General features: G+C 69.3%; 15 protein-coding genes. 13 read left to right on the top strand and 2 right to left on the bottom strand.

The features are described from left to right. Positions 1 to 9: 9 nt before the first annotated feature. A complete protein-coding gene (locus MEBOL_RS28025) occupies positions 10 to 2,016 on the top strand; it encodes a S8 family serine peptidase (protein ID WP_095983052.1) in 2,007 nt (668 codons plus the stop codon). A gap of 67 nt (positions 2,017 to 2,083) precedes the next feature. Here the strand turns inward: MEBOL_RS28025 and MEBOL_RS28030 are convergent, their stop codons facing one another. Continuing rightward, on the bottom strand, positions 2,084 to 2,479 hold the full coding sequence (locus MEBOL_RS28030; protein WP_095980322.1) for a DoxX family protein: 396 nt from the start codon (positions 2,477 to 2,479) through the stop codon (positions 2,084 to 2,086). Continuing rightward, on the bottom strand, positions 2,476 to 3,963 hold the full coding sequence (locus tag MEBOL_RS28035) for a sigma-54-dependent transcriptional regulator (RefSeq protein WP_095980323.1): 1,488 nt from the start codon (positions 3,961 to 3,963) through the stop codon (positions 2,476 to 2,478). The genes MEBOL_RS28030 and MEBOL_RS28035 overlap by 4 nt, the downstream gene beginning before the upstream one ends. 624 nt (positions 3,964 to 4,587) lie before the next feature. Here MEBOL_RS28035 and MEBOL_RS43790 point away from each other — a divergent pair. From MEBOL_RS43790 to MEBOL_RS43795, 12 genes are all read left to right on the top strand, one after another. Continuing rightward, a complete protein-coding gene (locus tag MEBOL_RS43790; RefSeq protein ID WP_170115605.1) occupies positions 4,588 to 10,011 on the top strand; it encodes a S8 family serine peptidase in 5,424 nt (1,807 codons plus the stop codon). A gap of 136 nt (positions 10,012 to 10,147) precedes the next feature. Further along, positions 10,148 to 10,522 (top strand): hypothetical protein, encoded by a 375-nt coding sequence (locus tag MEBOL_RS28045; protein ID WP_095980324.1) that lies wholly within the window; start codon positions 10,148 to 10,150, stop codon positions 10,520 to 10,522. A gap of 114 nt (positions 10,523 to 10,636) precedes the next feature. After that, positions 10,637 to 11,392 carry an OmpA family protein gene (locus MEBOL_RS28050; protein WP_095980325.1) on the top strand — a complete coding sequence of 252 codons (756 nt, stop codon included), beginning with the start codon at positions 10,637 to 10,639 and terminating at the stop codon, positions 11,390 to 11,392. A gap of 27 nt (positions 11,393 to 11,419) precedes the next feature. Then, the gene (locus MEBOL_RS28055; RefSeq protein ID WP_095980326.1) at positions 11,420 to 11,854 is read left to right on the top strand and encodes a chemotaxis protein CheW; all 435 of its coding nucleotides are present in this window, start codon (positions 11,420 to 11,422) and stop codon (positions 11,852 to 11,854) included. A gap of 3 nt (positions 11,855 to 11,857) precedes the next feature. Next, positions 11,858 to 12,229: a protein CrdC gene (locus MEBOL_RS28060; RefSeq protein WP_095980327.1), complete on the top strand. Its 372-nt coding sequence runs from the start codon at positions 11,858 to 11,860 to the stop codon at positions 12,227 to 12,229. Then, positions 12,226 to 14,025, top strand: a complete 1,800-nt coding sequence (locus MEBOL_RS28065) for a methyl-accepting chemotaxis protein (protein WP_095980328.1) — start codon at positions 12,226 to 12,228, stop codon at positions 14,023 to 14,025. The genes MEBOL_RS28060 and MEBOL_RS28065 overlap by 4 nt, the downstream gene beginning before the upstream one ends. Beyond that, on the top strand, positions 14,025 to 15,845 hold the full coding sequence (locus MEBOL_RS28070) for a methyl-accepting chemotaxis protein (RefSeq protein ID WP_095980329.1): 1,821 nt from the start codon (positions 14,025 to 14,027) through the stop codon (positions 15,843 to 15,845). Before MEBOL_RS28065 ends, MEBOL_RS28070 begins: the two co-directional genes overlap by 1 nt. Then, on the top strand, positions 15,842 to 18,304 hold the full coding sequence (locus MEBOL_RS28075; RefSeq protein WP_095980330.1) for a hybrid sensor histidine kinase/response regulator: 2,463 nt from the start codon (positions 15,842 to 15,844) through the stop codon (positions 18,302 to 18,304). The genes MEBOL_RS28070 and MEBOL_RS28075 overlap by 4 nt, the downstream gene beginning before the upstream one ends. A gap of 69 nt (positions 18,305 to 18,373) precedes the next feature. Then, on the top strand, positions 18,374 to 19,429 hold the full coding sequence (gene cheB / locus MEBOL_RS28080) for a chemotaxis-specific protein-glutamate methyltransferase CheB (RefSeq protein WP_095980331.1): 1,056 nt from the start codon (positions 18,374 to 18,376) through the stop codon (positions 19,427 to 19,429). Positions 19,430 to 19,435: 6 nt separating this feature from the next. Further along, positions 19,436 to 20,731 (top strand): CheR family methyltransferase, encoded by a 1,296-nt coding sequence (locus MEBOL_RS28085; protein ID WP_342747671.1) that lies wholly within the window; start codon positions 19,436 to 19,438, stop codon positions 20,729 to 20,731. Between the two features lie 25 nt (positions 20,732 to 20,756). After that, positions 20,757 to 21,602 (top strand): tetratricopeptide repeat protein, encoded by an 846-nt coding sequence (locus MEBOL_RS28090; protein ID WP_095980332.1) that lies wholly within the window; start codon positions 20,757 to 20,759, stop codon positions 21,600 to 21,602. Next, the gene (locus MEBOL_RS43795; RefSeq protein ID WP_281256594.1) at positions 21,599 to 21,730 is read left to right on the top strand and encodes a hypothetical protein; all 132 of its coding nucleotides are present in this window, start codon (positions 21,599 to 21,601) and stop codon (positions 21,728 to 21,730) included. Before MEBOL_RS28090 ends, MEBOL_RS43795 begins: the two co-directional genes overlap by 4 nt. Position 21,731: the final 1 nt, after the last annotated feature.

Raw genomic sequence — 21,731 nt, forward strand, 5'->3', positions numbered from 1 at the left:
GTTGTGTTCATGAAGCTGAATCGGATGCTGTTCGCCTGCTCCGTGATGGGTCTGTCCGCCTGCGGTGGCCCCCTGCCCGAGGAGCAGGAGCAGGTCATCGCCTCGAAGGAAGTGGGCCAGCTGGCCCAACTGCTGCGCAAGCCCAACGCGGTGCGGGGCGAGTACATCGTCGTCCTCCGGGAGGACGTGAAGGGAGTGGCCCGGGTCAGCCCCGCGCTCGTCGCGCAGGAGATGGTGCGCTCGCGTGGCGGCGAGGTGCTGCACGCGTATGAGCACGTGCTCAAGGGCTTCTCGGCGCGCATGAGCGAGGAGCGGGTGCGCGAGCTGCTGGCGGATCCCCGCGTGGCGTACATCGAGGAGAACGGCGTGAAGTCGGTGTCGGGCTCGGGCAGCCAGACGGGTGCCACCTGGGGCATCGATCGCACGGATCAGCGCGCCCTGCCGCTCAACTCCACGTACACCTACAACGTCGATGGGACCGGGGTGCACGCGTACATCATCGACACGGGCATGCGGCTCACGCACTCCCAGTTCACGGGTCGCGTGGGCGTGGGCTTCGACTCCATCACCGCGGGCGGGACCGGGGCGGACTGCCACGGGCACGGCACGCACGTGGCGGGCACCGTGGGTGGCACCACCCACGGCATCGCGAAGAACGTGACGCTGCACCCGGTGCGCGTGCTGGACTGCTCGGGCTACGGCTCGGACGAGCAGGTCATCGCGGGCCTGGACTGGGTGACGGCCAACCACGTCAAGCCGGCCGTGGCCAACATGAGCCTGGGCGGTGACGCCTCGCAGGCGCTGGATGACGCCCTGGAGCGCACCATCGCCGCGGGCGTGGTGGTCGCCGTCGCCGCGGGCAACGACAGCTCCAACGCGTGCAACTACTCGCCGGCGCGCACGCCCAACGCCATCACCGTGGGCGCCACCACCAGCAGCGACTCGCGGGCCTCGTACTCCAACTACGGCACCTGTCTGGACATCTTCGCTCCGGGCTCGAGCATCACCTCCGCCTCGTACTCCAGCAACACGGCCACCACGTCCATGAGCGGCACGTCCATGGCCTCGCCGCACGTGGCGGGCGTGGCGGCGCTCTACCTGGAGGCCAACCCCACGGCCACCCCGGCCCAGGTGACGGCGGCGCTGCTCACCAACGCCACGCCGAGCAAGGTGAACAGCCCGGGCACGGGCTCGCCCAACCTGCTGCTCTACTCGCTGTTCAGCACCGGCGGTGGCGGCGACACCACGGCGCCCTCCACCTCCCTCACCTCGCCGGCGAGCGGCGCCACGGTGAGCGGCACCACCACCCTCACCGCCTCCGCCACGGACAATGTGGGGGTGACGAAGGTGGACTTCTACGTGGGCACGAGCCTGGTGGGCACCTCCACCACGGCGCCCTACAGCTTCGCCTGGAACACCACGGGCGTGGCCAACGGAACCTACTCGCTCACCACCAAGGCCCATGACGCCGCGGGCAACGTGGGCACCTCGTCCTCGGTGTCCGTCACCGTGAACAACGGCACGGGGGGCAGCTGCTCCACCACCGAGCAGCTCCTGCTCAACGCGGGCTTCGAGAGCGGCTCCGCGAGCTGGACGGCGACCTCGGGCGTCGTCGATGGCACCACCTCGGGGAGCGCGGCGCGCACGGGCAGCTACAAGGCCTGGCTCAACGGCGTGGGCTCCACCAGCACGGACACCCTCTACCAGCAGGTGACCATCCCCTCCACGGCCTGCGCCGCGACGTTCTCCTTCTGGGTGAAGATCACCACGTCGGAGACCACGACCACCACGGCCTACGACAAGCTGAGCGTCCAGGTGCTCAACAGCGCGGGGACGGTCCTGGCGACGCCGGCCACCTACAGCAACCTGAACAAGTCCACGGACTACGTGCAGAAGTCCTTCGATCTGAGCGCCTACAAGGGCCAGACGATCCGCGTGTACTTCAAGGGGACCGAGGACAGCTCACTCAAGACGAGCTTCTTCCTCGATGACACGGCGCTGAGCATCACCCGGTAGTCGTTGTCCCTGGCGTACCTGGAGTCTGGCGGCGCGGGAGGCTCGAGTCTCCCGCGCCGTCGTGTTTTCAGGGACGGCGGCGCAGCTTCGCGTCGACGCTGTAGGGGCCTCCGCCGGTGAACAGGGCCGAGAGCATCACCGAGAGATAGAGGATGGACATCTCCATGTTGCCGAAGGGATCCGCCCGGTGGCGGTAGAGCGCCACGCCCATGGTGAAGGCCGCGAAGAGCGCCGCCGGGCGCGTGAGCAGTCCCAGCGCCACGAGCAGTCCCCCCAGGAACTCCGCCAGTGCCGCGCACCAGGCGAAGAAGAGGGGGTAGGGGAAGCCCAGTTGCTCCACGCCCGCGGCGAAGCGGCTCATGTCTCCCATTACCTTGGGCAGCCCATGGGCCAGGGCCAGCGTGAGTCCAAACACCACGCGCACGAGCGTCCATCCCAGCGCGGCGCCACGTGTATTCATCATCCTTCTCCTCCCGCGGGCGGTTGATCCTTCTCGCCCCGCTTGATGCCGAGTGCCTTGAGTTTTTTATAGAAGTGACCGCGCTCCAGATCGAGCAGCCGCGCGGCCTCGGTGACGTTGTCCTGCGTATACGCGAGCGTGTGTTGGAGGATCTCCCTTTCGGCGTCCTCCACCTGCTCGCGGAAGGTCCGATCCACCCGGGGGCGGAAGCCGCCGGCGGCCCCGGCGCCGGAGGGAATCAGGGGAGCCGGGAGGGGGGGCGGCCTGGCGGAAGGCATCGCGGAGGCGCCCACCGCCTCGGAGGAGGCGGCGGGTGGGGTGCCCTTGGCGCGCGGCAGGAGTTCCTGTGCCTCCGCGCCCGTGACCACGGGGCCCTCGCAAAGAATGGCCAGACGTTCCACGAGATTGCGCAGCTCACGCACATTGCCTGGATAGGAATAGGAAGCCATGACAGACAGGGCTTCGGGTGACAGGGATAGGGGCCGGCGCCCGTTTCGGGTGCAGGCCTCCTGGAGGAATGTGTCGATGAGCGCGGGAAGATCCTCCCGCCGCTCGCGCAAGGGCGGCGAGTGGATCTGCACCACGTTGACCCGGTAGTAGAGGTCCTCCCGGAACCGGCCCGCCTCGATCTCCTTCTCCAGGTTCTTGTTCGTGGCGGCGATGACGCGCACGTCGACCTTGAGGGTTTCCGTGCCACCCACCCGCTCCAGCTCGCCCTCCTGCAGCACGCGCAGCAGCTTGGTCTGCATGGCCTGGGGCATGTCACCAATCTCGTCGAGGAAGAGCGTGCCCTCGTGCGCGAGTTCGAACTTGCCCCGGCGCACGCTCACCGCTCCGGTGAACGCCCCTTTCTCGTGGCCAAACAGCTCGCTCTCGATGAGCTCATGCGGCACCGCCGCGCAGTTGAGTTTCACGAAGGGCGCGCTCTTGCGCCGCGAGTGCTGGTGCAGGGCCCGGGCGATGAGCTCCTTGCCCGTGCCGTTCTCGCCGGTGATGAGCACGCGCCCCTCGGAGGGCGCCGTGCGCTGGATGAGGGAGAAGATGCGCTGCATGGCCGGGCCGCTGCCCACCATGTCGTAGCGGCCGAGCTCCGCGCGCAGCGCCCGGAGCTCCTCCATGGCCGCCTGGTGCTTGAGCGCGTTGCGCAGCGCCACGAGCAGCCGATCCCTCGCGATGGGCTTCTCCAGGAAGTCGCGGGCCCCCAGCTGGGTGGCCTTCACCGCCGTGTCGATGGTGCCATGGCCGGACATCATGATGACGGGCAGCTCGGGCTTGAGTTCCATCACGCGCGCCAGGACGGTGAGCCCATCCATGTCCGGCATCTTCACGTCCATGAGCACCGCGTCCACGGGACGCGCGGAGACCACGTCCAGGGCCACTTGTCCATTGGCCGCGAGTTCCACGTGATAGCCCGCCAGTTGAAGCGAGGTCTGAAGCGTCAACAGGATGTTCTTCTCATCATCGACGATGAGCACGGACGCTGGCATGTATGGAGCACCTCGTGACGCGCAAGGGGGGCGCGACGCCTGGACTTCAACCGTTCCGGAAACCCATGGGATGTTCAAGGATTCCGGGGCATTTCGCCCCCTTGGAATTGAAAGGAGAGTGTAAGCCCGGGAATCCAGAACTCCCAGTCTAAAGACAGTCAATGCCTGCCTTCCTTGAAAGAACTGTCAGCTCTGGCGGGGACTGACTGCACCATTCCAGGGCAAGCGGCCAGAAATTCTTGAAAACCAAGACAGGTCCGGTGGAAGAAGAAACCCTAAATTCTGTCCAGTGCTTGTCAGTCTTTGCTACTCCGTGATATCTGGCACGCTCCGGCGGAGGATTGCAGGTTACGGGTTCTTGATTTCCCGGGAGCACCGGAGCAGGCGCAAGCACCGCTGGAGTTCATCCGGGCGAAGCCACGAATGAAAAGGGGCTCGTCCGTCGCAAGGGGCAAGAAGATCATGGAGCAATCAGCGTACCGGTCGACCGGTATGCGCGCTCGCGGCATCCCCGCGAGAGTGCTTGGAGTAGCGTGGCTCGCGACCGCGTTGGCGTGCGGCAATTCGCCGGACACCTCGGCGCAGGCGCGGTCCGGAGGAGAGGGTGAGCAGTCGCGCCCGGTCATGCACAAGGTGCAGGTCAACGCGCAGAAGGCCGCCGAGCTGGAGAAGCATGGCGCCAAGGTCCTGGCGGACTACGGCTCCTTCAAGCTGATGCACCTGGAAGAGTCCGTGCTGACCACGCTTCCCGCCGAGGCGGGCGTGGAGCTGCGCGATGACTACAACCACATCCTGCTCAACGCCGGGACGATCGACACCGCGTCCACGCAGGCGCAGGCTCTGCGGGGCATCCGCAAGTCGGCCGTGGGCAAGAGCATGCACCTGGTGCAGTTCTCCGGCCCCGTGCGCCCCGAGTGGTACAAGGCGCTCGAGAACACCGGCGTCCGGGTGGTGACCTACATCCCGAACAACGCCTACCTGGTCTACGGCGATGTGACGGCGATGAACCGCCTGCAGAACCACATGTCGGCCGCGCAGGTCATCCAGTGGGATGGCGAGTACCTGCCGGACTACAAGCTGGACCCGTCCGTCAACAAGGCCGTCACGGCCGCGTACTCCATCCAGCTGGTCGAGGATGCCGAGACGAACGCCGGGACGATGGACCTCATCCGCAAGCTGCAGACGCGGGACGGGGTGTCCCAGAGCCTGCTGGGCTACGTGAACGTGAAGGCGTTCATCAGCCGCGACGCGCTCTACCAGCTCGTGCAGCGCCCGGACGTCGTGTCCGTGCAGCCCTACGCCGAGATGGTCAAGCTGGACGAGCGCCAGAACCGCATCATCTCCGGCGCCACCACGGGCAACGGCCCGTCGGGTCCGGGCTACCTCGCGTGGCTGGCCTCCAAGGGCTTCACCCAGGAGCAGTTCAGCGCGTCGGGCTTCGGCGTGGACGTGACGGACAGCGGTCTGGACAACGGCACCCCGACGCCCAACCACTTCGGTCTGTACGTCGCCGGTGACATCAACGGCACCAGCCGCGTGTTGTTCAACCGCCTGGAAGGCACGCCCAACTCGGGCAGCACCATCCAGGGTTGCGACGGCCACGGTACGCTCAACAGCCACATCGTCGGCGGCTACGTCAACAAGACGGGCGCGCCGTTCACCGATACGGCGGGCTATGCCTACGGCCTGGGCGTGGCGCCCTTCGTGAAGCTCGGCTCCTCGGTCGTCTTCGACCCGGGCTACTTCACCTCGCCGAACTACGCGAACATGCTCTCGCGTGGCTACCGCGACAACATCCGCATCAGCAGCAACAGCTGGGGTTCGAGCTCCAACTCGTACACCACCGACGCTCAGGCGTACGACGGACTGGTGCGTGACTCGCAGCCGGCCACCTCGGCCGTGCCCGCCGAGGGCAACCAGGAAATGGTCATCGCCTTCGCGGCCGGTAACTCCGGTTCGGCGGCGAACACCGTGGGCAGCCCCGGTACGGCCAAGAACGTCATCACCGTGGGTGCCTCGGAGAACGTCCATCCCTTCGGCGGCGCGGACAACTGCGCCATCGCGGACACCGGCGCCGACAACCTCAACGACATCATCAGCTTCTCCGGCCGCGGGCCGACGGCCGACGGCCGCAAGAAGCCGGATATCGTGGCGCCGGGCACGCACGTGACGGGCGGCGTGGCCCAGACGGCCGGCCAGCGCGCGGAGCCCCCCGCCAAGCCCAACGGCGAGGCCCTCTCGTGCTTCGACGGCTCGGGTGTGTGCGGTGGTCCGAGCGGCAGCAACTTCTTCCCCACCACCCAGGAGTGGTACTCGGCCTCCTCGGGTACCAGCCACTCCACCCCGGCGGTCGCGGGTGGCGCGGCCCTCGTGCGCCAGTACTTCATCAACCAGGGCTTCGCTCCGCCGAGCCCGGCGATGACCAAGGCGTACCTGATGAACTCGGCCCGTTACCTCACGGGCGTGGGCGCCAACGACAACCTCTACTCCAACAGCCAGGGCATGGGTCTCATGGACCTGGGCGTGGGGTTCGACGGCGTTCCGCGCAAGCTGGATGACCAGACCGCGGCGAGCCTCCTCACCGCCACGGGCCAGACGCGCGTGTTCGAGGGTGCGATCAGCGACTCGACCAAGCCCTTCCGCGTGACGCTGGCGTGGACGGACGCTCCCGGCGCGACCACGGGCGCGGCCTACAAGAACAACCTGGACCTCACCGTGACGGTGGGCGGCAACACCTACAAGGGCAACGTCTTCACGAAGGACGTGTCCACCACGGGTGGCACGGCCGACAGCTCCAACAACGTGGAGAGCGTCTACCTGCCCGCGGGCGTGTCGGGTCCGTTCACCGTGACGGTGACGGCCACCAACATCAACTCGGACGGTGTGCCCAACAACAGCACGACCCTGGATCAGGACTTCGCGCTGGTGGTGTACAACGCCTGCAACACCGCCCCCTCGGCTCCCACGGGCCTGACGGCCGCCGTGGCGGGTGACAACAACATCACCCTGAACTGGACGACCAACGAGTCGACCTCCTACGCCGTCTACCGCGCCACCGTGGCCGGTGGCCCCTACACCCGCATCGCGACCGTGACGGCTCCTCCGTACTCGGACACCGAGGTGTCGGGCGGTGGGACCTACTACTACGCGGTGCGCGGCGTGCTGTGCGCCGAGTCCCCGAACTCCAACGAGGCTTCCGCCACGGCCACGGGTGTCTGCAAGGATGCTCCGTCGTTCGCGGGTCTGGCCTCGGCCGCCAACGGCGCCGTCAGCACCTGCTCCTCGACCCTGTCGTGGCCCGCGGCCCAGTCGTCTTGCGGCGGCTCGCTGACCTACTCGGTCTACCGTTCCACCACGAGCGGCTTCACGCCTTCCTCGGCCAACCGCATCGCCACGGGCATCTCGGGTCTGACGTTCTCGGATGACCTGAACCTGACCAACGGCAAGCCCTACTACTACGTGGTGCGCGCCACGGAGACGAGCTCGGCCACGCTCGAGGAGAAGAACACCGTGCAGCGCACGGCCACGCCCACGGGTGTCGTCACCCCGGGTGGTGCGACCAACTTCTTCGACAACTTCGATGGGACCCGTCCGGCCAACGCCTCGGCGTACTGGATTCCCTCCGCGACCGCCGGCTCCACGACGGCGCTGAACATCGTGTCGGGTTGCCACTACCAGTCGGCCACGAACGCCTACCGCTTCGGTGCGACGAACACGGATTGCAGTGGCATCTACGCCAACAGCCAGAACCTGACCCTGTCCCTGGGTGGTGACGGCTCCGTGTCCCCGAGCATCAACGGCTTCAACATCTCCAGCTCCGGCGGCACGCCGACGATGTCGTTCAACCTCTGGTACGCCTTCGAGAACCGCTACGACGGTGCCTGGCTCGTCTACAGCACCACGGGCGCCAACGGCCCCTGGACGAACGTCGGCGACGCCGTGACGGCGACCGCTCCGTACATCTCCGCGGGTGTCTACGACAACACGCTGTCGAGCTCCTCCACGACGCGCATCTGGACCTCCACGAACACCGGTGAAAACGGTTCGCTCAAGGCGGTCACCGTCAACCTGAGCGCGCTCAACGGCCAGAAGGTGTGGTTCGCGTTCCGCTTCTACTCCGACTCGATCACCACCGCCGAGGGCGCCTATGTGGACGACGTGCGCATCACGTCGGACTCCGCGGCCGTCTGCACCACGAACACGCCTCCCCCGGGTCCCGCGGTCTCCTACGTCGTGACGGGTCTGCCCGCCGCGGCGCAGATCGCCAAGCCGATCGGCTTCTCGCTCACGGCGTACGACGCGGTGGGCCAGATCGCCTCGGGCTACTCCGGTAGCGCGGCGCTCACCAGCACGGATGCCGCGGCGGCCTTCGCTCCCTCCTCCGCGACCTTCGCGGCGGGTGTGGCGAACGGTCTGTCCGTGACCTTCGGCACGGCGGGCACGCAGTCCATCACGGCGACGGACGGTGCCATCACGGGCACCGCCAGCACCACGGTCACCACGGCGACCAAGGTGGGCTTCACGGGCCAGCCGGGCAACGCCACCGCGGGCGCCACGCTCGGCACGGTGCGCGTCGCGGTGCAGGACAAGGACGGCAAGACGGTGACGACGGGCTCGTACAGCGTCACGCTGTCGATCGCGAACAACCCGGGCGGCGGCACGCTGTCGGGCACCACCACGGCGACCACGAGCGCCGGTGTGGCGACCTTCACGGGTCTGACCGTCGACAAGACGGGCGTGGGCTACACGCTCAAGGCGACCGTGACCGGTCTGGACGAGGCCACCAGCTCCAGCTTCACCATCGCTCCGGCGACGGCGAACAAGCTGGCGTTCCTGGCCCAGCCTCCCGCGACGACCGTGGCGGGCCAGGCGCTGACCCCGGCGGTGCGCGTGGCCATCCTGGACACCTACGGCAACGTGCAGACGAGCTCCAAGGCGAACGTCACGCTGGCGCAGGGCGCTGGCCCCGCGGGCAGCCTCGCGGGCACCCTCACGGTGGCGGCGATCGACGGCGTGGCCACGTTCTCCGACCTGTCCTTCACCAAGGTGAGCGCGGACTACAAGCTGGCGGCGACCTCGGGCACCCTCACGGGCGCCACGAGCAACGCCTTCGCGGTGACCGCGGCGGCTCCGTACCGCTCGGCCATCACGAAGCAGCCCTCCAACATCGCGGCGGGCGCCGTCATCTCCCCGGCGGTCGAGGTCTCGCTGTATGACCAGTTCGGCAACCTGGCGACGCAGTCCAGCGATGCCGTGTCCGTCTCGCTCAGCTACAACGTGGGCGGCGCGATCCTGGGCGGCACCACCACCGTGAACGCGGTGAACGGTGTGGCGACCTTCGACGCGCTCACGGTGAACCGTGCTGGCATCAACTACACCCTGGTGGCGGGCGCGAGCGGTACGCGTCTGGACACCAGCGTCGGCTTCAACGTGACGGCCGGTGTGGTCTCCAAGCTCGTCTTCCTCACCACTCCCCCGGCTGGCACGGCGGTGGGTGCGACGTTCTCGGTGAGCGTGGCCGCGCAGGACAGCTTCGGCAACACCATCACCGGCGCGACGCCTTCCGTGACGCTGACGCTCGGCAATGCCGCGGGCGCCACCCTCTCGGGCACCACGACGGTCACCGCGGTTGACGGCGTGGCCACCTTCACGGGTCTGTCCATCGGCACGGCTGGCTCGGGCTACACGCTCGAGGCTTCCGCGTCCGGCCTGACCTCCGCTACCTCCGCGGCCTTCTCCATCGGCGGCTCCGGCTCCGGCGGCGAGAAGGGTGACAAGGGCGATAAGGGCGACAAGGGCGACAAGGGCGACACCGGTGACAAGGGCGACACCGGTGACAAGGGCGACAAGGGCGATACCGGCGACAAGGGTGACAAGGGCGACACCGGCGAGACCGGTCCCCAGGGTCCCCAGGGTGAGAAGGGCGAGAAGGGCGAGCCCGGTGCCGCGGGTGGCTGCAGCGCCGCCTCGGGTGCCGACGCCAGCCTCTACCTGGGCCTGTTCGTGCTCGGGTACGTCGTCTCCCGCCGCCGCCGCATGGCCGCCTGAGTCCGACGAGGACGGTGATCGGGTGGAGCTGAGCGCTCCACCCGGTTGACCTCCCGACGACCTGTTCAACCTTGAACGCGCTGGTGGGGTTTTTCCCCGCCAGCGCGTTCTTCATTTTAGGGACGTGAGGTGCGCGATGCCGTCGTGGAACGTGCGTGGATGCGGAGTGGTGTTGGGGCTGCTCCTGGCGGGAGGAGCGGTGGCGGGCTCTCAGTGGAAGCAGCGCGTGGAGCGGCTCGAGCGCGAGGCGAGGGCACTGGCCAATCCGAGGGGGTGCGACAAAGTGGAGGAGTGCGAGTTGACGGGACTGGGTCACAAGTCCTGTGGTGGGCCACGCACCTATCTCGCCTATTGCTCCCGGACGACGGACGAGCGGACGCTGCGTGCGCGGCTGGAGGCACTCGAGAAGGCCGAGCAGGCATGGCAAGTGGAGGAGCAACGACCGTCCAACTGTGGACTGACGCGAGTGCCCCGGTTGCGCTGGGAAGAAGGGGAGTGCCGCGCCCGGTAGCGCCCAGTCCCCCGGTGAGACGGGGACAAAAGGCTTTGACTCCGCGTTGCATGGCGGGCTAGAGGCGGACGCGCTGCGCTACTCATCTTCATGACATTTTTCACTGGAGGACCAATGCGTCGGATCTCGATGGTCGCGGGGCTCGCCCTCGCTGTGGCGGTACTCGCCGGCTGCCCGCCGACCTACCCCAACTGCAAGAGCGACGAGACCTGCCAGGAGAAGGGCGAGGTCTGCGTCAATGGGACGTGCCAGGAGTGCGCCGCCGACGCCAACTGCAAGGAAGGTTTCGCGTGCCAGGGCAACAAGTGCGTTCCCAAGGGCCCCGAGTGTTCGCGCGATGAGCAGTGCACCGGCGGGCAGATCTGCCAGGGCGGCAAGTGCGCCGCGCCGCAGTGCACCTCCAACAGCCAGTGCGGTGGAGCCCAGGAGTGCCAGAAGGGCCGCTGCGTGCTGCCGCCGGGCGCCTGCAACGACAGCGCCGACTGCGCTGGGGGCCAGGAGTGCCAGCAGAACAAGTGCGTGGCCGCCGCCACGAAGTCCGAGTGCAATTGGGAGCCGCTGCGCTTCGGCTTCAACGAGGCGACGCTGCCCGCTGACGCCCAGAGCCGCCTGAGCGAGCTCGCCCAGTGCATCAAGGACGCGGGGTCGGGCCGGATCGAACTCGCCGGGCATGCGGACGAGCGTGGCACGGAGGAGTACAACCTCCAGCTGTCCCAGAAGCGCGCCGCCTCGGTGAAGAAGTACCTGGTGGACCTGGGCATCTCGGCCAGCCAGCTCAAGACCGTGGGCTACGGGGAGAACCGGCCGGCCGAGCAGGGTGCCTCGGAAGAGGCCTGGGCGGCCAACCGTCGCGTCGAATTCAACCGCTAGTCCGGCTTTGAGGTAGGCTGCCGCGCGATGGCCTCCATCGAGACCGAGACGCGGCAGTCCTACCTGGTGTTCGCCTGTGGAAGCAGTTGGTACGCCGTGCCCGCGGAGTGCGCGGCGGAAGTCGTCAGCTTCCCCGAGCTGACGCGGGTACCGGGTGCCCCGGCGCACCTGCTTGGCGTGTTCGCCCACCGCGGAGAAGTCATCCCCGTGGTGGACATGAGCATGCTGGTGTCCGGGGAGAGCGAGCCCACGCGCCGCGCGGTGTTGGTGCGGTTGGGTCGCGGAACCCTGGCGCTGACGGCCAGCCGGGTGGCGGGCGTGTCCCAGGTGGATGGCCGCCTGGAGCCCCTGGGCGCCAATGGGGTGCATCTGCACCTGCGTGGACCGGCCCGCAGCGCCCAGCGCGACGTGGCGGTCATCGACCCCGAGGGGCTGTTCGATCACCTCAGTCAGGGGAACTGACGCATGGGCAGCCGGCTGTCGGGCACGCTCCTGTGCCGTGCGGGTGACGATCGGGTCGCGTTCGCCGCGCAAGAGGTCGCCACCATCGAGTCCCCCTCGACGTTCGGAGGGCTGGCGGGTTCGGCCAGCCGGGCCTTCAACGGGTCGTCCGTCACCGGGCGCATCCTCGTGGCGGTCTCGGGCGAGGGCGTGGGGGTGGAGGCGCTGGAGATCGACGCCGAGCCGCATGCCCTGCTGCCCGCGCCAGGTCTGCTCGCGCGAATCGCGGGGGGCAGTTTGAAAGGCTTCATCCAGGTGCGTGGCGCTCTGTGGCCGGTGATGTCGCTGGCCGACTTCGGGCGCTTCCTGGCGCCTTCCTCGCGGGAGGCCGCGTGAAGGAGCACTCGGGGCTGCGGGGGCTGTCGGAGTGGACCACGCGTCCGTCCTGGTGGGGCGGGTCCCTGGGCCTGTCCCTGGCGCTGCTCTACGGGCGCGTCACGCATTCGTTGCCCAGGGATGGCATCTGGCTCTTCCTGGGATTGATGGCGGCCGTGCTGGTGATGAACAGCGTGCTGTCCTGCGCCCAGGAGCGGCACGCGCTGCGGGTGCTGCGGGCGTTGGAGGAGGGGCGTCTGGCCCCCGGCCCGGACAACCTGCGCCGTGCGTTGCAGGAGGTCCGCCGCATTCCCGGCCGCTCGTTCTGGTTCACCCTCCAGGGATGGCTGGGCGGCGCGCTGATGTTGGCGGCGACGTATACGCCGCTGGCGGGGGCTTCCTGGACCTTGGGGATGCGCATCGGGTTGGTGGGCGTGTCGCTCGGTCCGTTGTCCGCCATGCTCGTGTACCTGCTGGTGGTGCGCCGCAGTCGTCTCGCCGCCGAGCGCATCGCGGCCAAGGGGCTGTCGCCGCAAGAGGTCATCTCGGCCCTTCCCTCCGAACGGCTGCGGCTGCGCAAGCGGCTGGTGTTGTTCACCGCGGTGGCGGTGCTCTGCCCCTCCTTCCTCATCCTCGACGTGTCGGTGAGCCGCACCGTGAGCACCTTGGATCAGATCCTCGAGACGAAGGATCGCGAGGTGCAGCGGGACGTGGTGCGCCGGGCGCGGCGAGCCACGGGGCTGCCCCTGGGCATGCTCGCGGGGCTGGTGGTGATGCTGGTGCTGGGCACGGCGTACTTGGCGGGCACGGTGATCGCCGAGCCCCTGCGCGCCTTGTCCGAGGACGCCACGCGCATCGCTCAGGGCGAGGTGCGCACTCCCCGCTTCATACCCGCCGAGGACGAGGTGTGGGCCGTGTCGGCCGCCTTCACGCGCATGCAGGCCCAGCTCGCCCAGGCGCTCGTGCAACTGCAGCGCGCGGGGCTTCAAATCTCCTCCACCACCGAGCAGCTGGTGGCCACCTCGGCGGACCAGGAATCGGGCGCGGGCGAGCAGGCCATCTCCCTCAACGAGACGCGCGCCACCACCGAGGAACTGGCGCGCTCGGCGCAGCAGATCGCCGTCAACGCCGAGTCGGTGTCGGCCATGGCGGAGACCACCTTCGGCGCGGCGCAGAGTGGTCAGCGCAGCGCGGCGGCCTTCCTCGCCGCCATGCACCGCATGAAGGGGGACAATCAGGCCATCGCGGATGCCGTGGTGCGGCTCAACAAGCGGGTGCAGCAGATCGGCAAGGTGGTGGAGTTCATCAACGAGATCGCCGACAAGTCGGACCTGCTCGCGCTCAACGCGGAGTTGGAGGGCACCAAGGCGGGCGAGCCGGGCCGGGGCTTCTCGCTGGTGGCCGCGGAGATGCGCCGCCTGGCGGAGAACGTGCTGTCGTCCACGCTGGCCATCGAGCGGCTCATCGATGAAATCCGCGACGCCACCCAGGCGGCGGTGATGGCCACGGAGGCGGGCTTGAAGACGACGGAGCGCGGCGCATCGCTCGCGGCGCAGGTGGACGCGAGCCTGGGCCTCATCCTGGAACTGGCGCGGCAGACGTCCCACGCCGTGCGCTCCATCTCCCTGGCCACCCAGCAGCAGCAGACGGGGACGGATCAGCTCGCCGCGGCCATGGGTGACATCCTGCGCGTCACCGAGGAGAACGCCGAGGCCACGCAGCAGATGGTGGCCGCGAACACCAACCTGTCCCTGCTCGCCAGCGATCTCAAGGCCACCGTGCAGCGCTTCCGCGTGGCGGAGCGGGAGGAGGCGTGATGCAGCGCCCTCGCATCCTGCGTGCCCGCCGTCCCTTCAGCCGCCGGCTGCTTCGGGCCGTGCTCGGCGCCAACTTCATCGCCGCCCTGCTCGGCGCGCGCTACCTGCAGCTCACCGTCAGCATGCGGTTGGAGGAGGAGTTCTCGCTCTTCCCCCATCTGATGGGCTCCTTCTCGTTGGCCGCCGTGCTGGTGGTGTGGTTTCTCTGCCTGCGCCACCTGCGCGTGCTCAGGTCCGTGGAGGTGGAGGACGGCCTCGTGACCGAGGAGAGCCTGGCGGACGCCGTGCTCGAGGTGCACCGGCTCGCGGACTTCACCTTCTGCGCCACGCTCCTCGCGTGGTTGCTCGCCTCCGGGCTCGTCAACGCGAGCCTCTGGCTCCATGGCTCCTTCTCCAGCTTCTCGCAGGCGGTGCACACGGGCTGGCCGGGGTTCGTCTTCGGTCCTCTCGTCGCGCTGCTCACCTATTGCATGGTCACCCTGCAGGCGCGTGGCGTGGTGCTGGAGCTGTTCTCGCTGGGCCTGACGCCGCAAGTGGCCATCAGCATCGCGCCCAAGCGCTCGCAGATCCGCCTGCGGCTCGTCCTCTTCACCGCCATCGTCGTGGTGACGCCCGCGGTGCTCATCTGGGACGTGTCCACGGTGCTCAGTGATCGGGCGTTCGATCAGGTGCTCGCGGAGACGAGCTCCGCGCGGCAGGTGGACCTGGCCGAGGCGCTGCGCCATGAGTCGCTCGTGTCCGGCAGTGTGCTGTGCCTGCTGATCTTCGGCGTGGCGCTGGCGGCCGCCTATCTGGGAGGAACCCTCCTGGGCCGTCCCATGCGGCTGCTGGGCGAGGCGGCCCACCACATCGCCGAGGGGGACCTGAGCCAGCCGCGCGTCATCCCCGCCGAGGACGAGGTGTGGGCCGTGTCCGCCGCCTTCTCCACCATGCGGACCCACCTGGCGGGGGTGCTCGCGCAACTCCAGCGCGCGGGCAGCCGCATCGGCACCACCACCGGGGAAATCCTCTCCACCTCCTCGCGCTATGAGGCCGGTGCCGCCGAGCAGGCCAGCTCGTTGGATCAGACGAGCGCCACCACCGAGGAGCTGGCACGCTCGGCGCGGCAGATCGCGGAGAACGCGGGCTCCGTGGCGGAAATCGCCCACAAGACGCTCGCGGCGGCCAAGGCGGGCCAGGCCAGCTCCGAGTCCTTCCTGGAGACGATGAACCGCATGCGCCACGACAACCAGGCCATCGCCGCGGCGGTGGTCCGGTTGAACAAGCGGGTGCAGCAGATCGGGAAGATCGTCGAGTTCATCAACGGCGTGGCCGACAAGTCGGACCTGCTCGCGCTCAACGCGGAGCTGGAGGGCACCAAGGCGGGAGAGGTGGGACATGGCTTCTCGCTGGTGGCCGCGGAGATGCGCCGCCTGGCGGAGAACGTCATCGAGTCCACCAAGGAGATCGAGGGGCTCATCGAGGAGGTGCGGGATGCCTCGGGCGGCGCGGTGATGGCCACCGAGGGCGGCGTGCGCGCCACCGAGATGGGCACCACGCTCGCGCAGCAGGTGTCCGAATCGCTGCGGCAGATCGTCGAGCTGGCGGGACGCACGTCGGACGCGGTGCGGGCCATCTCGCTGGCCACCCAGCAGCAGCAGGGCGGCACGGATCTCCTGGCCGAGGCCATGGCGGACATCCTGCGCATCACCCAGCAGAGCCACAACGCCACCAAGCAGGTCATCAGCGCCAACGGGGACCTGTCCACGCTGGCGAGGGATTTGCGGAGCGTGGTGGAGCGCTTCCAGATCGACCCCACGGGGACCGGGGGCAACGGGTGAGCGGGCGGGAGAAGCTGCTCAAGCAGTTCCGGGAGCTGGTGGGGGTGCGCCTGGAGCGCATCAACCGCCGCATCGTGGAGCTGGAGGCCGGCGCCAGCCCCGAGGCGGGCCGCACGGTGTTGCGCGAGCTGCACGGCCTCAAGGGCGAGGCGCGGATGATGGGTTTCGACACCATCAACACCGTCGTCCACGAGATGGAGGAACTGGTGCGCTCCACCGAGCGCGCCGAGCATGCGCTGTCCGCGGAGTCCATCGACGCGCTGCTGCGGGCCGCGGACGCGGTGTTGGTGCTGTCCGGCGCGGCGGGGCAGGAGCCCGCGCAGTCGCCTCCCGAGGTGGGCAAGCTGGTGCGAGGACTGCAGGAGTGCACCCGGGCCGAGGTGTCGGGCCTGGGGGCTTCCCCGGCCGCCCCGCCCGTGGCGCCGCCCCGCTCGGCAGCCCCGAGCCCCCGCCGCGAGTCCGTGGAGGAGTCCGGGGATGATGTCACGCCCGCCTGGGGCTCGGCGTCGCTCAACGTGACGGCGCCTTCGCTGGTCTCCCGGTTGGGGCCTCCGGTTCCTCCCGCCATCGCCCCGGCGGCGCCCTCGGTCCGCGCGCCCCTCGTGGGCCGCTCGATGGGGGTGGAGCCGCCGCGCGCGCCGCCGCCTCCGCCGACTCCGGCCTCCGTCACGGTCGCCACCTCCATTTCCCGGATGCCGCCCGCGGTGCCCGAGCCACCCGCGCGCACGTCCACCGCGACGGCCGCGGTCCGCACGGGGGAGCGCACGGATGGCTCGGTGCGCATTGGCGTGGCGAGCCTGGAGCGTCTCACCAGCGCGGTGACCAACCTCACCCAGGTGTCGCGCCGCCGCGAGCTGGCCACCACCCGGCGGTTGGATCTGGCGCGCGAGCTGAGCCTGCTCGCGCGCTCCGCGGAGGACCTGGGCCCCGCGGGCGCGGTGTTGGCCGAGCGGCTGGGCCGCGCGAAGGAGCTGGCCGCCGCCCTCCATCGCGAGGAGAAGTTGCTGGCCAACGAGGAGCTGCGCGACCTGGGCTACGTGGCCGACGAGGTGCAGCGCCTGCGCATGCTTCCCTTGTCCGTGCTCTTCGAGCCCTATCCGCGCATGGTGCGGGATCTGGCGCGCGAGCTGGGCAAGGAAGTGGAATTGGTGGTGGACGGCGAGGACACGCGCGCCGACCGGGCGGTGGTCGAGGCGTTGAGGGATCCCCTGCTGCACCTGGTGCGCAACGCGCTGGACCATGGCCTGGAGTCGCGCGTGGATCGGGTGGCCGCGGGCAAGCACCCGCGCGGCAAGCTGACCCTGAGCGCCGCGCGCGATGGCAACCGGCTGGTGCTGCGCGTGGAGGATGACGGGGTCGGCCTGGAGCCCTCGTTGCTGCGCCGCGCGGCGGTGCGCAAGGGCTTCCTGGACGAGGCCGCGGCGTCGGCGTTGACGGACCAGGCGGCGCGCGAGCTCATCTTCCTGTCCGGCTTCACCTCCCGCGAGGTGGCCACGGACATCTCCGGGCGCGGCGTGGGGCTGGACGCGGTGCGCAGCTCGCTCCGGGCCCTGGGCGGAGACGTGCTCGTGGCGTCCCACGGGAACCAGGGCACGCGCTTCGAGCTGCGGGTGCCGGTGTCCCTCACCGTGGCGCCGCTGCTCTTCGTGAAGGTGGCCGAGGAGACCCTGTGCCTGAGCGCCGCCCACGTCTCGCGGGCGGTGCGGGTGGAGGCCTCGCAGATCCGGGAGGTCGCCGGACGCGGCGTGCTCGAGGTGGATGATCAACCCATGCCCTTCGCCTCGCTGGGGGCCCTGCTCGGCCTGAGTCCGGAGCAGGAAGCGGGGGAGGGGGCGCTCGTGCTCGTGGTGCGCAGCCAGGGCTCCATGGCCGCGTTGGCGGTGGACCGGGTGCTCGAGGAGAGCATCCAGGCCATCCTGCCCCTCAAGGGGTTGCTCGCGCACTTTCCCCACCTCACGGGGGCCACCACGCTCGCGGACGGCCGACTGTCCATGGTGCTGTCGGCGGCGCACCTCATCGCCAATGCCCGGGGCCTCGCGGGTTTCCGTGGCAGCCGGGCGTCGGCCGTGGTCCCGCGTCCGGCCCCCGCCCCCCGCCGCCGCATCCTCGTGGTGGACGACTCGCCCCTGACGCGCGAGCTCATCGGCTCGTTGCTCGAGGCCGTGGGGTACGACGTCGTCATGGCCACCGATGGCATCGAGGCCCTGGATCTGCTCGCCAGCACCCGGGTGGACCTGGTGTGTACGGACCTGGAGATGCCCCGCGCGGACGGCCTGGAACTGACCCGCCGGCTCAAGGCCCACCCCACCCACAAGGTCCTCCCGGTGGTCATCCTCACCACACGGGGAGGCGAGGAGGACCGGCAACGGGGCCTGGCCGCTGGCGCGGATGGCTACATCACCAAGGGTGACCTGGTGCGTCAGGACTTGGTGGACGTGGTGGGCCGGCTCCTGGGTTGACGGACGTCTGGGGCATCGTCGGTCACATTGGGTATATTCCGGGGGGCGCGCACGGGGTATGGAAGCCACATGGGCAAGAAAGTGTCGGTGCTGGTCGTCGACGACTCGCATATCTGCCGACAGCTGATCTGCGAAGCACTGAGTCGGGATCCGGATCTGGAAGTCGTGGGCACTTGCGACAACGGCAAGGAAGCCCTCGAGGCCGCTCGGGAGCTTCGTCCTCAGGTCATCACCATGGACGTGGAGATGCCGGTGATGGACGGGCTCACGGCCGTCGAGCACATCATGGCCGAGGTGCCCACGCCCATCCTGATGCTCACGGCGGATCCGCGGCAGCAGGCTCCGGAGCTCACGTGCCGGGCGCTGGAGATCGGCGCGCTGGCGCTGCAGATCAAGCCATCCATCGACGCGGGCCTGGAGGCGTGGAACCTGTCGCGCGAGGTGAAGCTGCTGTCCTCGGTGCGAGTCATCCGCCACATCCACAGCAAGCGCCGGCCGCCGCTGCCCGGAAGCGGGACCGCGCCCGCGCCCGTGGGCATGCCGTATGGCGTGCTGGCGGTGGCCAGCTCCACGGGCGGCCCGCAGGTGCTCTTCCGCATGTTGTCCGAGCTGCCCGCGGACTTCCCCACGCCCATCGTCATCGTGCAGCACATCAACGCCGCCTTCTCCGAGTCGCTGGCGGGCTGGCTCGCCAACTCCTCGAAGCTCAAGGTGCGGCTGGCGCAGGATGGCGAGCAGCTGCTGCCCGGCAACGTGCTCATCGCTCCGCCCGGCCAGCACATGACCATTCCCTTCCGGGGCCGGGTGGCGCTCAAGCCGGGCGTGGAGCGCGATGGCCACATGCCCTCGGGCACGGTGCTGTTGGAGAGCGCCGCCAAGGCGTATGGGCGGCGCGCGCTGGGGCTCATCCTCACCGGCATGGGCGAGGACGGCGCGGACGGGCTGCTCGCCATCAAGCAGGGCGGGGGCCTGACGCTCGCGCAGAACGAGGAGTCGTGCGTGGTGTTCGGCATGCCGGGCGCGGCGGTGGGGCGCAAGGCGGTGGATCACCTCATCCACGGCGATGACGTGGCGAGCACGTTGATGCGCCTGGTGCGTGGCGAATCCCTGGCCGTGGGGCGCTGAGCCGCGGTGCCGCCCTCGCCTCCGTCCCGCTTCAACCCGTTCCACGCGCTCGTGGCGCGGCGCTCGGGCATGGCCTTGAGCGATCTGCAGTGCCGCCGGCTCGACGAGAAGCTGGCGGCGCGGCCGGGTGGGGCGAGCGCGCAGCGGTTGCTGCACCTGCAGTCACCCCAGGGCAGCGCGGAGCTGGCCGAGCTCATCGACGTCATCACCGTGCAGAAGACGGAGCTGTTCCGCGACGAGTCCCAGCTGGAGGCGCTGCGCACGCACGTGCTGGCGCCGCTGGTGGCCCGGGTGCGCCGGCCCTTGCGGTTGTGGAGCGCCGGCTGCGCCACCGGTGAGGAGGTGGCCACGCTGCTCGTGCTGCTCGCCGAGGTGGGGGCGGATCCCTCCAGCACGGTGCTGGGCACGGACATCTCGGAGACGGCCATCCAGCGCGCCCGGGAGCTGTGCTTCAGCGCGGAGCAGATGCAGCGGGTGCCCGTGAGCGCGCGCGATCGCTGGTTCGTTCCCGTGGGCGCTGGCCGCTACTCCCTGGTGGCGTCCCTCAAGGAGCGCGGCAGCTTCCTGTGCCACAACCTCATGGACACGGCCTACCCCTCGCCCGTGGAGCGTCAGGGCTTCGACGTCATCGTCTGCCGCAATGTCCTCATCTATTTCAGTCCCGAGGCCTTCACGCGGGTGGTGTCCGCCTTCTGTGAGCGGCTCGCCTCCGATGGCCTGTTGGTCCTCTCCTCCACCGAGCCCCTGCTGAACACCCCTCCGGGGCTGCGCACCCTGCGCTTCGATGAGGCCTTCTTCTATGGCCGGGCTCCTCCGCAGCCCGCCGCTCCTCCTGCCGCGCCCTCGAGTTCGGGACGTTTTCCCTCGGTCGCATCGGGCTCGGGACGTTTCTACTCCGTGAGTACCCCGGTGTGTCCTCCTCCTCCTCCGGAGTCACTCGCCCCTTCTCCCTCGCGACCGGGAGGCGGTGCGCTGGCGCATGTGGAGGCGGACGCGCTCTTCAGCCTGGTGCTGGAATGGGCCGCCTCGGGCGGTCAGGCGACTCCCCAGACCGAGGAGACGCTGCGGCGCTGTCTCCGGTTGGACCCGGATCTCGCCGCGGCCCGCTACCTGCTGGCCATGGTGTGCGAGCAGCGCAACGCCCTGGGCGAGGCCACCGGGGAGTACCGGCGCGCCTTGCGTTCCCTGGAGGAGGGCCGGGCGCGCGCCACGCCCTTCTTCCTCAACAACGCCCGGCTCCAGGTGGCGTGCGCCCGGGCGATCGAGCGCATGGAGCGCTCCGGCTCCGCTTCCTCTCGTTGAAGGGCGGGCATAGGATGCGCCCCCTATGAGAAGGCTCGCCCTGATCGCCCTGCCGCTCGCCATCTCTGGCTGCTTCTACCCCGCGAGTCGCGGACGGACGCTGGAGTCCCGGCTCGAGCGGATCGACACCACCCAGGCCCAGCTCCAGGAGGAGATCAAGCGCACGCGCGAGCAGCTCGACGCCACGCTGCCGCGCATCGACGAGAAGATCGCCGAGGTCTCCAAGGCCCTGCAGAGCCTGGACACCGCGTCGCGCCGCTCCGGCGCGGACATCGGCATCCAGTTGCAGAAGACGGTGGAGGACCTGGCCCAGCTGCGCGGCCAGGTGGAAACGTACCTCCACAAGATTGGAGAGCTGGAGTCGGCGCTCGCCCGCGCCAGCGAGGACACCGACAAGCGGCTGCTGGCGCTCAAGGGCGAGGAAGCCCTCAAGGAGGCCGAGGCCCGCAAGAAGGCCGAGGAGCTCAAGCGCCCCACGGACAAGAAGGAGTTCCTCGCGCTGGCCCAGTCCAAGGCCAAGGCGGGGGACATGACCGTGGCCCGGCAGCTCTACAACGAGTTCATCAAGAAGTGGCCCAAGGACGCCCTCGTCGCCGACGCCCACTTCGGGCTCGGGGAGAGCTACTTCACCGAGGACAAGTGCCGCGAGGCGCTCTTCGAGTACGGCAAGCTCCTACAGGAGTACCCCAAGGCGGAGGCCACGCCGGGTGCCTACTTGCGCTCCTCGGAGTGTTTCAAGAAGCTGAAGATGCAGGAGGAGTCGCGGCTGGCGCTCGAGGAGCTCGTCAAGGGCTACCCGAAGTCCGAGGCGGCCAAGACGGCCAAGAGCCGGCTCGCGGAGCTGGACAAGGCGAAGAAGGGGAAGAAATGAGACTGCGTCCATGGCTGCTCGCGCTGCTGGCACTCGTGCTCACGCCCTGGGTGGCGAGCGCGGCGCCCAAGCAGGTGGTGCTGCTCTTCACCGGAGACAATGGGGGCGAAATCGCCCCCTGTGGTTGAC

Source organism: Melittangium boletus DSM 14713 (assembly GCF_002305855.1).
Taxonomy (GTDB): Bacteria; Myxococcota; Myxococcia; order Myxococcales; family Myxococcaceae; genus Cystobacter; species Cystobacter boletus.

What these genes read in the sequence shown, in the direction of transcription:
- MEBOL_RS43795 (WP_281256594.1), top strand. Translation starts at nt 21,599, where the DNA reads ATGAGACTGCGTCCATGGCTGCTCGCGCTGCTGGCACTCGTGCTCACG.
- MEBOL_RS28070 (WP_095980329.1), top strand. Translation starts at nt 14,025, where the DNA reads ATGCAGCGCCCTCGCATCCTGCGTGCCCGCCGTCCCTTCAGCCGCCGG.
- MEBOL_RS28045 (WP_095980324.1), top strand. Translation starts at nt 10,148, where the DNA reads ATGCCGTCGTGGAACGTGCGTGGATGCGGAGTGGTGTTGGGGCTGCTC.
- MEBOL_RS28035 (WP_095980323.1), bottom strand. Translation starts at nt 3,963, where the DNA reads ATGCCAGCGTCCGTGCTCATCGTCGATGATGAGAAGAACATCCTGTTG.
- MEBOL_RS43790 (WP_170115605.1), top strand. Translation starts at nt 4,588, where the DNA reads ATGCACAAGGTGCAGGTCAACGCGCAGAAGGCCGCCGAGCTGGAGAAG.
- MEBOL_RS28055 (WP_095980326.1), top strand. Translation starts at nt 11,420, where the DNA reads ATGGCCTCCATCGAGACCGAGACGCGGCAGTCCTACCTGGTGTTCGCC.
- MEBOL_RS28060 (WP_095980327.1), top strand. Translation starts at nt 11,858, where the DNA reads ATGGGCAGCCGGCTGTCGGGCACGCTCCTGTGCCGTGCGGGTGACGAT.
- MEBOL_RS28030 (WP_095980322.1), bottom strand. Translation starts at nt 2,479, where the DNA reads ATGATGAATACACGTGGCGCCGCGCTGGGATGGACGCTCGTGCGCGTG.
- MEBOL_RS28090 (WP_095980332.1), top strand. Translation starts at nt 20,757, where the DNA reads ATGAGAAGGCTCGCCCTGATCGCCCTGCCGCTCGCCATCTCTGGCTGC.
- MEBOL_RS28050 (WP_095980325.1), top strand. Translation starts at nt 10,637, where the DNA reads ATGCGTCGGATCTCGATGGTCGCGGGGCTCGCCCTCGCTGTGGCGGTA.
- MEBOL_RS28025 (WP_095983052.1), top strand. Translation starts at nt 10, where the DNA reads ATGAAGCTGAATCGGATGCTGTTCGCCTGCTCCGTGATGGGTCTGTCC.
- cheB (WP_095980331.1), top strand. Translation starts at nt 18,374, where the DNA reads ATGGGCAAGAAAGTGTCGGTGCTGGTCGTCGACGACTCGCATATCTGC.